This window comes from Ancylomarina sp. (assembly GCF_041555295.1).
Lineage (GTDB): Bacteria > Bacteroidota > Bacteroidia > Bacteroidales > Marinifilaceae > Ancylomarina.
Genome location: NZ_JBFFKR010000090.1, coordinates 1 through 12,208, shown reverse-complemented (window position 1 = coordinate 12,208; position 12,208 = coordinate 1). Strand labels below are relative to the sequence as shown.

The window sequence follows — 12,208 nt, the reverse complement described above, 5'->3', positions numbered from 1 at the left end:
CGTAAACGTTCAAGGCGCAAAACAAACTGGTATGGGACACGTTGGTGTGGCCATCAATTGGGATGCCAGCAGTATGCAATTTAACCCTGGTGCACTTGCAACTCTAGATGCAAAGTACTCTTTATCTATGGGTGGTAGTTTGGTATGGTCGAACACTGAATACACACATCCTACAAACTCTTCATTAAATACAGAAACTGATAACCCAATCGCAACTCCGTTCTATCTATACGGTTCAGCAAAATTGACTGATAAACTTGCTATTGGTTTAGCTGTTTACACACCATTTGGTAGCTCTAACATCTGGGGAGACACTTGGGCAGGTAAATATTTGATTCAGGAGATTACAATGAAATCAATTTACATTCAGCCAACTGTTTCATATAAAGTAAACGACTGGATGTCTGTTGGAGCAGGTTTGAACATTGTTTATGGTGATTTTAAATTAAACAAAGCATTTCCTATTATGAATCCTGCTGATGGATCATATATTACTGATGGTGGTGCTGAGCTTAGTGGTAACACTATTAAGTATGGTTACAACTTAGGTGTTTTCCTTCAACCTACAGAAAAATTAAACGTTGGTATTTCTTACCGTTCAAAGGTTGATATTGAATTGGATGATAGCGAAGGTGAAGGAACTTTTTCTTTCCCATCAACAGTGCCTCCCGCTTTAGTTGCTGGATATAATGCCCTAGGTGTAAAAGATGGTAGTTTTACTGCAACTCTTCCATTACCTGCTAGCTTAAATGTTGGTTTTGCTTATCAAATTGATGAAAAATGGTTGGTTTCGGCTGATGTAAATTTCGTTGAGTGGTCTGTTTACAAAAATTTAGATTTTGTATCATCTGAGCCTACTTCAGCTTTGAACTCATCAAACAAAAGAGAATGGGATAATTCTATGACATATAGAATTGGAGCTCAATACTCAGCTAATGAAAAATTAGATTTACGTGCGGGTTTCTATTATGATGAAACACCAACTAACGATAAGTATTATGCTCCTGAAACACCTGGTGCTGATAAAATTGGAATCACTGGTGGTTTCTCTTATTTACTAAATGAGAAATTTAGTATTGATGCTGCTTTCATTTACTCAAAAGGTGAGAAAAGAAAAGCTCAAGATACAAATACTGCAATCGGAGTAGATGGTTCAGGTAATCCAGTTTATTTCGGTGGTGAATATCAAAATACAGCTTTTATACCAAGCATTGGTATTACATACAACTTCTAAAGAAGTCTCAATTTCAGTAAAGAAAGCTACCTTCGGGTGGCTTTTTTTATGCCTGAATTTTCTTCCGGATCTGAATTCAGAACTTTCTCTATTGCTATTGAGAAGCCACTCTCATCAACACTCCTAGTATTCTTGTAGGCATCTTTTAATTCTTTAGGCGCATTTGATACAACAAAAGGGTATTGTCCCCACTCCAAAAGGTCAAGGTCATTATAATCATTCCCTATCACCATAGATAGCTTAGAATCGATAGTTAGATGCTGACAAAGCCATTCTGCGCCATAAGCTTTTGAAATATGTAAGGGGAATATCTCCATCCAAATCGATTCGTGATCCAATGGAGAAGTCGCTCTGATGATTTTCACGTTCTCGAATTTTGCCTTTAATTCGTTGAATCCATAAACACAATTAGAGAGAATAACCAATAATTGGCAAGCATCTCGCCTGGTATCCTCAGCATTACCAATAGGACTTGCAAATGGTTTGTACAAACTTAATCGTCTATCAAAATCGGGATTCGATTTCCCAGATCTATAATATGCAAATTGATGATTATTGGGAATAGTGTCCAAAATCATGAAATCAGTTTCCTGTTTAATCAATTCGGAAGAAAGCTTAAATACGATATCTGAATCAAGATGTTGGGAAAAAATAAGCTCCCTCTTCTTCCAGTCAAAGATGCCTGCTCCTGAAGCAAATATTAAATAATCAATGGGAAAGTCATCAGACAAGACTGATAAGGCCGAGTAGAGATTTCGACCTGTAGCAATAACTCTAACTATTTTATCTTCTTTAAGTTTATCCAGAGTTTTAATATCACAATCACTCACTTCTCCTTGTGCAGGTAAAAGAGTGCCATCCAAGTCACTGATAACAATTTTAATCTTTTTATCCATATTAACGCTTATGCTTAGAGATCGAAACCCAAGATAAAGAAAATGTTTGGCTATTTGAAGAGAGAATTGAAAGTCTACCAATAAAAAAAGCGACACTTTTCAGTATCGCTTTAAATACATCTGTATCTAATTATATTATTCTACAGTAACTGATTTAGCCAAATTTCTTGGTTGATCAACATTACATCCTCTTAAAACAGCGATATAATATGAAATCAATTGGAATGGAATAACAGTTAATAGAGGAGCTAAAGCATCAAGAGTTTCTGGAATTTCAATCACATGATCGGCCATTCCTTTAATTATAGTATCTCCTTCGGTAACAATTGCAATTACATGCCCTTTTCGAGCTTTTACTTCTTGAATATTACTTACAATTTTCTCATAAGACTTATCCTTAGTAGCTGCAACAAAAACAGGCATTTGCTCATCAATTAGTGCAATAGGTCCGTGTTTCATTTCAGCTGCTGGATACCCTTCAGCATGAATATAAGAAATCTCTTTCAACTTAAGCGCACCTTCCAGTGCTACTGGGAAAAGATAACCTCGTCCTAAATATAAAGCATTAGTTGAGTCTACATATTTAGCCGAAAGTTCTTTTATCGCCTCACTCTTATCCAAAATGCTTTGGATCTTTTCAGGTAAACAAGATAGCTCGTCAATATGTTTCTCATATTCTACCTTCGAAAGCGTTCCTTTTCTGTAACCCACTAACATGGCCATCATCGTAAGCACAGTTACCTGAGCAGTAAATGCTTTAGTCGATGCGACACCAATTTCTGGTCCAGCATGGGTATAAATACCAGCATCTGTATTTCTAGGGATACTAGAACCAACTACATTACAAATACCTAATACAGTTGCTCCAGCTTGCTTAGCAAGGTTAATGGCAGCTAATGTATCTGCCGTTTCACCACTCTGGCTAATTGCCAAAACAATATCATCCTTATAAATGACAGGATTTCTATAACGGAACTCCGAAGCATATTCAACTTCAACAGGAACTCTTGCAAATTCTTCGAATAAGTATTCTCCAACCATTCCTGCATGCCAGGAAGTACCACAACCAATTATAAGAATTCGTCGTGCTTCAACTAGCTTAGGAATGACTTCGCTAATACCTCCTAAGAAAATTTCTTTAGATGCAGGTACAACTCGACCACGGAATGTATCTTTAATCGATTGAGTTTGTTCGAAAATTTCCTTTAACATGAAATGCTCGTAACCATTCTTCTCGATTTGCTCAATATCTAAATCCAACTCCTGGATATGTGGAATTAACTTATCGTTGTGAATCGTTTTTAAAGTCAATTCATCACGACTGATGATAGCAACATCATCATCATTTAAGTAAATAACACTCTGAGTATACTCAATAATTGGAGTCGCATCAGATGCTAAAAAGTATTCATCTTTTCCTACACCAATCACAAGAGGACTACCTTTACGTGCAGCTACCAATTGATTAGGTTCATCTTCACAAATAACAACTAAGCCATATGCTCCTATTACTTTAGAAAGAGCTAAACGTACAGCCATTTCAGCAGTTACATTTCCTTTCAGATAGATATACTCAATAAGGTTTGCTAATACTTCTGTATCTGTATCACTTGAGAATTCATAACCTCTGCGAATAAGTTTATCTCTTAATGGAGAGTAATTTTCAATAATACCATTGTGAATAATCGTAAACTTATTATTCATTGAACAGTGAGGATGGGCATTTACATCATTTGGCTCACCATGCGTAGCCCAACGTGTGTGACCAATTCCTATATGACCTGAAATATCAAGACCCGATACATGATTCTCTAAATCTTGCACTTTGCCTTTACACTTAAAAACACGAGTCTTGTCAGTACGTAAAGCAATTCCTGCTGAATCGTAACCTCTATACTCAAGTCTTTTTAATCCATTTATTAGAATAGGATAGGCATCCCTTTTTCCAATATATCCAACTATTCCACACATAGCAAAATATTTTTTAAGGTTCCAATTTTAGGACTAAAGTCCCCATTTCTTTTATCAACTAATCTGAAACAAAAAGGAATAAAGAATCCTTTGCGTCAGCAAATAATCATAATTTCATTCAAATATACTCGAAGCATTCTATACAAACAAAAAAATAATAGCAATAAAAAAAGGTGAGTAAAAAACAAACGTTTTAAACTCACCATTTATATTTTTTTAACTGGTTATCTATTCGCTAACCAAGCTATCGTATAAATCAGAATATGCTTGAATATACTCATCAGCATTCTTATATTCCATAAAAGTTTTTCCTGAAGCTTTAGCATATGAAAGTAAATCCTCATTAATAGACGGACTTCCCATAATAAGAGCATCAGACCAATCAATAGCCAATTTATTTATTGCCAAATAATCAGCATTTTCAAGAATTTTCACATCATCTGAAGTAATACCTTCAATCAATGACTTTTCAGCAAAATCCGTATTGAATGTTGTTGGAAACTCATCATCGTACATCGAAAATACAATTTTAGTCTCAGTGAATAACGGATCTTCGTTAAATGCTTTCTTAAGGTATAAAGGTAAAAGTCCAGTGAACCAACCTTGACAATGCACGACATCTGGAGCCCAACGTAATTTCTTAACCGTCTCTAGTACTCCACGAGCAAAAAAGATAGCTCTTTCGTCATTATCAGCAAAAGCTTGCCCATCATCTTCTAATAATACTTTCTTGCGGTGAAAATAATCGTCGTTATCAATAAAGTAAACCTGCATTCTTGCAGCCTGTATGGAAGCAACTTTGATAATCAATGGGTGATCGGTATCGTCAATAATAAGATTCATACCTGATAAACGAATCACTTCGTGTAGCTGATTTCTTCTTTCGTTGATACAACCGTATCGTGGCATGAATGTTCTGATTTCTTTTCCCTTCTCTTGAATTCCTTGTGGTAAATATCTTCCCACTTTAGACATTTCAGACTCAGGTAAATAAGGCATTATTTCTTGTGATACAAAAAGTACTTTAGTCTTTTCCATGTGATCGCTTATGTTGTAATACAGATTATCCGTGCAAAATTAAGAAAATAATTTGTAATACTTCTACTTAAGCAGATCTAAAACGCCTAGTGTACAATTAAATGACCGATTAGTGAATTTCGTATTTATTAATTTTATTTATTTGCACTTTATTTCATTCGATACTTTTTAATAGTATTTGAATAGATAATGACACGACTATCTAATAATTAGAATAATAACAAACTATTATAAACTGCTTGTATTCTTAAAATCCAAACAGCTCATAGCCCTTACATATTGCCTCAACAAGGCAAGATAAATTATAATGATGCAAATAGTTAAATTAATTACTGAAACACGATCAATCATTAGCAAATACAAGGCCGATGGTAAACGTATTGGTTTTGTGCCTACTATGGGAGCTCTACATGAAGGGCACCTTTCATTAGTTGAACAATCAAAAAAGGAAAACGATATAACAGTTGTTAGCATATTCGTAAATCCAACTCAGTTTAATAATCCTAATGATTTAAAGACTTATCCCAGGATTCTGGATCAGGATCTTGAATTATTATCTAGATTTCAGCCCGATTTAATTTTTATCCCTGAAGTTGAGGAGGTTTATCCAGAAGCAGATTCACGTGTTTTTGACTTTGGTGATCTTGAAAAGGTCATGGAAGGTAAGAATCGACCAGGTCATTTTAATGGAGTTGCTCAAGTTGTGAGCAAATTATTTGATTATATTAGTCCTAATAATGCCTATTTTGGCAAAAAAGATTTCCAACAAGTTGCTGTTATTAAGCAGATGACGAGAGACCTTGAACTAGACATAAATATAGTACCATGTCCCATTATTAGAGAGTTAGACGGATTAGCAATGAGTTCCAGAAACAGGCTTCTTTCAGAGGTGGAGCGAAAAAATGCTGTAAAAATATCTGAAACTTTATTTAAAGCTTGTAACTTAGTCCCCGATTTTAGCGTATCCCAATTAAAAGACTGGGTTATTACCGAGATTAATAATAATGCTTATCTAGAAGTTGAATACTTTGAAATAGTAGATGATACAAGTCTTAAATCGATTGAAAAATGGGAAGATTCGAACAATCGAATTGCCTGTATCACTGTTCAAGTAGGAAAAGTTAGATTGATAGATAATATTTCTTTATAATATTTAGTTTTAAGCGACATGTATATTGAAGTTTGCAAATCGAAGATTCACAAAGCATCAGTAACCAGTGCGAATCTGCAATACGTTGGATCGGTAACCATTGACGAAGATTTAATGGATGCGGCCAACCTTATTGAAAACGAAAAAGTGCAGATTGTTAACGTTAACAATGGTGAACGTCTGGAAACCTACATTATTAGAGGTGAAAGAGGTTCTGGTACAATTTGTTTAAATGGTCCTGCTGCTCGTAAGTGTGCTGTTGGCGATGTGGTTATTATCATTTCCTACGCCTTAATGGAATTTGAGGAAGCTAAAACCTGGGAACCTAGTTTGGTTTTCCCCGATACTGAAACAAACAAATTGATCTAAAAAATCAATTTAAGATACACGCAAGGCTGTTCGTTTAGAGCAGCCTTTTTTCTTTGGTAGCCATATCGAGAATGATTAACTTCCCCTGGATTTTTTTAATTTAACATGAACCCTAGCGTTCATTCTTCATAAATGAGAACATGACGAAACTCGAAATCATTAAAAATAAAATATTTACCGATAAAGAATCAGCCTTTGCTACACTGCAAACCTGGCGCTTTAAAGAAGAGACGATTGTCTTTACCAATGGCTGTTTCGATATTGTACATCGTGGTCACCTGGAGTATTTAGCCGAAGCTTCAAACTTAGGGCACAAGCTAGTGATGGGTTTAAATACAGATGCTTCTGTGCAACGATTAAAAGGTCCAAACCGCCCAATAAATGATGAATATTCTCGGGCACTATTACTCGCTTCATTGGGTTTTATCGACATGGTTGTGTTTTTCGACGAAGAAACACCATACGATTTAATAAAATTCGTTCAGCCTGATATTTTGGTAAAAGGCAGCGATTACAATGCTGAAGATATTGTGGGCTACGATATTGTAAAAGCAAAGGGAGGTGAGATTATTACTTTAGATTTTATCGAAGGATTTTCTTCAACTGGTATCATCAATAAAATTATCAACACCCACTAATCAATTTAAGATATTAGATTTATAAATGAGGATTGGTGAAATCCACATTCTATACACTTTGTTTACTTTATCCTTAAAACTTTAACCTTTTTTCCCCTTTTCTTCTTTAACCTTTACAAACTATGCCTCCAAAAACAAAAACTGCTTTTTTCTGTCAGAACTGTGGTGTTGAATCACCCAAATGGGTTGGAAAATGTCCATCGTGTGACGAATGGAATACCTTCGTCGAAGAGGTGATTGTAAAAACCAACAACAAACAAACCATTGGAAGCAATGGGAAAACGCCTAATAAACCACAGAAAATATCCGAAATTGTAACCTCAGAAGAAACACGTTACGATACACAAAATGGGGAGTTGAATCGAGTATTGGGTGGTGGTTTGGTTCCAGGATCGATGGTTCTGATTGGTGGAGAACCAGGTATTGGTAAATCGACTTTAGCACTACAAATAGCCTTGAATCTTAAGAATTACACTACGCTATATATTTCGGGAGAGGAAAGTGCACAGCAGATTAAACTGCGAGGGAATCGACTAAATTCAGATAATGACAGATGTCTGATTGTGAGTGAGACTTCAATGGAAAATATTTTCGCTCACATTAAAAATACTAATCCTGATGTCTTAGTCATAGATTCCATTCAAACTTTGGGAACTCAATCTGTAGACTCTGCTCCTGGATCTGTTTCACAGATTAGAGAATGCACAGCTCAACTTTTACATTTTGCCAAAGAATCCTCAGTTGCTGTTCTATTAATTGGTCATATTACCAAGGAAGGTAGTTTAGCAGGTCCAAAAATTCTAGAGCACATTGTTGACACGGTTTTACAGTTTGAAGGCGACCAGAATCATATGTATCGTATTCTTCGTGCAACAAAGAACCGATTTGGATCTACTTCGGAAATGGGGATATATGAAATGCGAAGCGATGGTCTGAGAGAAGTTGATAACCCTTCTGAGCTATTACTTTCATCAAATAATGAGAGTTTAAGTGGAGTGGCAATATCAGCCTCTATGGAAGGCATGCGTCCTTTTTTAATAGAAGTGCAGGCTTTGGTTAGCACAGCTGCTTATGGTACGCCACAACGCTCGTCAACAGGTTTTGATTTACGACGCCTAAACATGTTACTTGCTGTTCTTGAAAAGCGCGCTGGATTCCGTATTGGAACCAAGGATGTTTTCTTAAATATTGCGGGTGGAATCAAAGTTAGTGATCCTGCTATCGATTTGGCTGTGATTATTGCTGTTCTTTCATCAAGCATGGATATCTCACTTCCCAAGGAGGTTTGCTTTGCTGGTGAAATCGGACTCTCAAGTGAGATACGATCGGTCAATCGAATTGATCAACGAATTAGTGAGGCTGAAAAACTTGGGTTCAAGCATATCTTTATTCCAAAGAATAACTCGAAAGGTCTCGACACCTCAAAATTCAAAATCAAAATTCACTTTGTAAGTAAAGTAGGACAAGTATTCCAAACCTTATTTAAACAATAAACTTATACGAAAAAGGCTCCAAGCAATATTGCTTGGAGCCTTCTTTATATCTGTACCTTATACGAACTAGGCCAAAACAAAGTCCAATTGCTTGGCAGATAAATTAGCTTTAGTAACCAAAATCTTCACATCGTCACCCAATTGATAAATCTTACGGTGATGACGTCCAACAATACAGTAATTCTCTTCGTCAAACTCATAATAGTCATCTTCGAGTTCACGAATAGAAACCATTCCTTCACACTTATTATCGTTCAACTCCACATAAAATCCCCATTCGGTAACACCTGAAATAACACCTTCAAATTCTTCACCTACATTATCGACCATAAACTCGACTTGTTTGTATTTTATTGAAGATCGCTCTGCCTGCGAGGCACGTTGCTCCATATCGCTACAATGTTTACACTGAGCTTCAGTCTTATCTTGATTTGCCGATTTGCCATGATTCTCGTATTGATTTAACAAACGATGAACCATCATATCCGGATAACGACGAATTGGTGATGTAAAATGCGAATAGTGATCGAAATGCAAGCCATAGTGGCCTACATTATTTGTTGTATACACGGCTTTCGCCATCGATCGAATAGCCAATGTTTCAACCAAATTTTGGATTGCATTACCTTTTACATTATGCAAAAGCTCATTCATTGATTTTGAAATAGCAGAAGGTGAAGCTGTCTTAATACCAAAACCAAACTTATGAATAAAGTTATTAAAGGTCTCTAACTTTTGAGTGTTAGGCTGGTCGTGCGTTCTGTAAACAAAAGTTTTAGCTGACTTCCCTTTTGGCACACGTCCAACTGATTCTGCAACTTTTCTATTTGCCAAAAGCATAAACTCCTCAATCAACTTATTTGAATCCTTCGATTCCTTAAAGTAGACACTCAGAGGTTTTCCATTTTCATCGATATCGAATTTCACCTCATATCGATCAAAATCAATAGCACCTTCCTTAAATCGTCTGGCTCTAAATTTCTTCGCTAATTTATCCAGACATAGAATCTCTTCCTTATAATCTCCCTCTTCGGTTTCAATCACCTGTTGAGCTTCCTCGTAAGTAAATCGACGATCAGAATTAATAATTGTTCTACCAATCCAAGTACTATAGATATCGGCATTCTCATCTATCTCGAAAACCACCGAATAAGTCAGTTTTTCTTCATTAGGACGCAACGAACACAATCCATTAGACAAACGCTCTGGCAACATCGGCACCACGCGATCAACTAAATAAACTGATGTTGCACGTTCGCAGGCTTCTTGTTCAATAATACTTCCCGGACGCACATAGTGTGTTACATCGGCAATATGTACACCAACCTCCCAATTGCCATTCTCAAGTTTTCGAAGCGATAAAGCATCATCAAAATCTTTGGCATCGGCTGGGTCAATTGTAAATGTTGTGACATCTCTAAAATCGCGTCGCTTGGCAATTTCCTCTTTTGTGATTTCCTCAGAAATCTCCTTTGCTGCGTCATTAACATGTTCAGGAAATTTGTATGGCAAATCGAACTCTGCAAGAATAGCATGCATCTCCGTATCGTTATCGCCTGATTTTCCTAGTACATCTGTAATTCTTCCAATAGGGTTTTTCGCTTTCTTAGGCCATTCTGTAATTTGAGCGATAGCCTTGTCTCCTCCTTTAGCACCATTAAGTTGCGATAAAGGAATAAAAATATCGTGAGGCATATTTCTTCCAAGGGGAATTAAAAATGCAAAGTTTTTTGATGCCTGAACAACACCAACAAAGCTTGTTTTTTTTCTCTTTATAATTTCAACAACTTCACCCTCGGGCTGCTTGCTTTTTTTACGAGCAAACAAAAAGACCTTAACCAGATCGCCATGTAAAGCTCTATTTAAATTCGCTGGACTCACAAAAATATCTTCGGTTGTTTCCTCAGAAACAATATAGGCTGCACCACGCGAAGTCATATCAACTACGCCTTCAACTGTACCCATTTTTGCTTTCAATTTGTACTTTCCTGTCGATATTTCGCTTAGTTGATCTAAAGCAACCAAATCGTATAAAATCGAAACGATTAGTCGTTTAATGCCCATGTCTTTAATTTCAAGGGTAGAGGCAATTTGTTTATAATTTAATATTTTAGATGGTGACTTTGCAAAAACTTCCATCACCTCATGTTGTAAACTTTGCTTGTTATATCGGGATTCTTCTTTTTTTCTTTTTCCTACCATAATTTGGATATTAATGCTGGATGAAACAGAAGTCCAGCAGCTTCTGAATACAAAAGTAATCAAATAGATTGAGTATGTGCTTGTTTTGTATTATCCTAGTGTAAATTCTTTACTATCATAATTGGCCTTTATTTTTATTTTACATACAAGATTATTTTTATATTTGTCTTTGGTTAAATGTAATATTCCATTCGACTCATTTTAAGAACAATTGCCTCTTAATTCTAAAAATCCTTCATGAAACGATTTCACTCATTTCTACTTCTATTATTAAGCTTAATAGTATTTACGCAGTGTAACGATAAGAAACCTGCGAAGCCCGCTAAAGTTGATCCAGCATTTTCAGCTCATATAGTTGGATATACTAATGGTATCGTTGCGAAAGACGCCAGTATTAAAATAATTCTAAGAGATGCAATGATTGAGGATGTTGAGGATACTAAAGTTAAAGGAAATTTGTTTTCCTTTTCGCCATCGATAAAGGGGGAAGCATGGTGGCTTGACAAAAAAACAATTGAGTTCAGACCATCAAAACATTTAAAATCAGGGCAAGATTATAAATTCGAATTTAATCTTGGTAAACTTCTTACTGTTTCCGAAAAACTTCAAATTTTCAAATCAACATTTAAAGTCAAAAATCAAAGTATATCTGTAAGCTTCGATGGCATGAGTGCCTATGAAAATTCAAGTCTTGAAGTTCAAAAGCAGGAAGGTAAAATATTAACAGCAGATATAGCTACTGAGGCTGACGTAGAGTCTGTATTATCAGCAACTCAAAATGGATCTATACTTAAAATCGAATGGGAGCACGATGCAAAAGGAACGGTACATCGATTTACGATAGATAGTTTGAAACGAGGTGAAAAAAGATCGGAATTAGTTTGTCAATGGAATGGATCAAGTCTTGGAGTAAAAGAAAAGGGTGAGAAAACAATTGAAATTCCACCTTTGGGAAATTTTAAAGTGAGCTCAAGTCATGTTTATCAAACTCCTGAACAAAGTATTCTCTTATTTTTTTCAGATCCTTTAGATTCTGAGCAAGATTTAGAAGGTTTAATCCGATTGAAATCTGGAAAAAGTATACGATTAGAAGTTGATAAGAATACTGTTACGATATATCCGCGAAAGCGATTAATGGGTAAAAGCGAAGTGATTGTTGAAACTGGAGTTCGAAATTCCAGTGGTTATCAATTGGAAAAAGAATATCGCAAAGAGGT

Annotated in this window: 10 protein-coding genes; 6 read left to right on the top strand and 4 right to left on the bottom strand. The window is 35.8% G+C overall.

Annotated features, from left to right (window positions below; genetic code table 11):
- A partial coding sequence (locus ABY905_RS08415; protein WP_372642495.1) for an OmpP1/FadL family transporter occupies positions 1-1,234 on the top strand: 1,234 nt, incomplete at its 5' end.
- A 26-nt stretch (positions 1,235-1,260) separates the two neighbouring features.
- Here the strand turns inward: ABY905_RS08415 and ABY905_RS08410 are convergent.
- From ABY905_RS08410 to ABY905_RS08400, 3 genes are all read right to left on the bottom strand, one after another.
- Positions 1,261-2,130 carry an HAD family hydrolase gene (locus ABY905_RS08410; protein ID WP_372642493.1) on the bottom strand — a complete coding sequence of 290 codons (870 nt, stop codon included), beginning with the start codon at positions 2,128-2,130 and terminating at the stop codon, positions 1,261-1,263.
- A gap of 135 nt (positions 2,131-2,265) precedes the next feature.
- Positions 2,266-4,101 (bottom strand): glutamine--fructose-6-phosphate transaminase (isomerizing), encoded by a 1,836-nt coding sequence (gene glmS / locus ABY905_RS08405; protein ID WP_372642491.1) that lies wholly within the window; start codon positions 4,099-4,101, stop codon positions 2,266-2,268.
- A gap of 228 nt (positions 4,102-4,329) precedes the next feature.
- The gene (locus ABY905_RS08400; protein WP_372642489.1) at positions 4,330-5,139 is read right to left on the bottom strand and encodes a glycogen/starch synthase; all 810 of its coding nucleotides are present in this window, start codon (positions 5,137-5,139) and stop codon (positions 4,330-4,332) included.
- 307 nt (positions 5,140-5,446) lie between these two features.
- Between ABY905_RS08400 and panC the strand changes: the two genes are divergently transcribed.
- The 4 genes from panC (at position 5,447) to radA (ending at position 8,789) form a co-directional block, all read left to right on the top strand.
- Positions 5,447-6,289, top strand: coding sequence for a pantoate--beta-alanine ligase (gene panC, locus ABY905_RS08395; protein WP_372642487.1), 843 nt, complete (start codon positions 5,447-5,449; stop codon positions 6,287-6,289).
- Positions 6,290-6,307: 18 nt separating this feature from the next.
- Positions 6,308-6,658: an aspartate 1-decarboxylase gene (gene panD, locus ABY905_RS08390; protein ID WP_372642485.1), complete on the top strand. Its 351-nt coding sequence runs from the start codon at positions 6,308-6,310 to the stop codon at positions 6,656-6,658.
- Positions 6,659-6,798: 140 nt separating this feature from the next.
- The gene (gene rfaE2 / locus ABY905_RS08385) at positions 6,799-7,296 is read left to right on the top strand and encodes a D-glycero-beta-D-manno-heptose 1-phosphate adenylyltransferase (protein WP_372642483.1); all 498 of its coding nucleotides are present in this window, start codon (positions 6,799-6,801) and stop codon (positions 7,294-7,296) included.
- 122 nt (positions 7,297-7,418) lie between these two features.
- The gene (radA, locus tag ABY905_RS08380) at positions 7,419-8,789 is read left to right on the top strand and encodes a DNA repair protein RadA (protein ID WP_372642481.1); all 1,371 of its coding nucleotides are present in this window, start codon (positions 7,419-7,421) and stop codon (positions 8,787-8,789) included.
- Between the two features lie 66 nt (positions 8,790-8,855).
- Here the strand turns inward: radA and rnr are convergent, their stop codons facing one another.
- A complete protein-coding gene (rnr, locus tag ABY905_RS08375) occupies positions 8,856-10,991 on the bottom strand; it encodes a ribonuclease R (protein ID WP_372642479.1) in 2,136 nt (711 codons plus the stop codon).
- A 237-nt stretch (positions 10,992-11,228) separates the two neighbouring features.
- Here rnr and ABY905_RS08370 point away from each other — a divergent pair.
- Positions 11,229-12,208, top strand: a 980-nt coding sequence (locus ABY905_RS08370; protein ID WP_372642477.1) for a hypothetical protein, incomplete at its 3' end; no start/stop codon positions are given.

Bases quoted from the DNA above. Each gene is read 5' to 3' on its own strand.
- glmS (WP_372642491.1), bottom strand. From the start codon at position 4,101: ATGTGTGGAATAGTTGGATATATTGGAAAAAGGGATGCCTATCCTATT.
- panD (WP_372642485.1), top strand. From the start codon at position 6,308: ATGTATATTGAAGTTTGCAAATCGAAGATTCACAAAGCATCAGTAACC.
- radA (WP_372642481.1), top strand. From the start codon at position 7,419: ATGCCTCCAAAAACAAAAACTGCTTTTTTCTGTCAGAACTGTGGTGTT.
- panC (WP_372642487.1), top strand. From the start codon at position 5,447: ATGATGCAAATAGTTAAATTAATTACTGAAACACGATCAATCATTAGC.
- ABY905_RS08410 (WP_372642493.1), bottom strand. From the start codon at position 2,130: ATGGATAAAAAGATTAAAATTGTTATCAGTGACTTGGATGGCACTCTT.
- rnr (WP_372642479.1), bottom strand. From the start codon at position 10,991: ATGGTAGGAAAAAGAAAAAAAGAAGAATCCCGATATAACAAGCAAAGT.
- ABY905_RS08400 (WP_372642489.1), bottom strand. From the start codon at position 5,139: ATGGAAAAGACTAAAGTACTTTTTGTATCACAAGAAATAATGCCTTAT.
- rfaE2 (WP_372642483.1), top strand. From the start codon at position 6,799: ATGACGAAACTCGAAATCATTAAAAATAAAATATTTACCGATAAAGAA.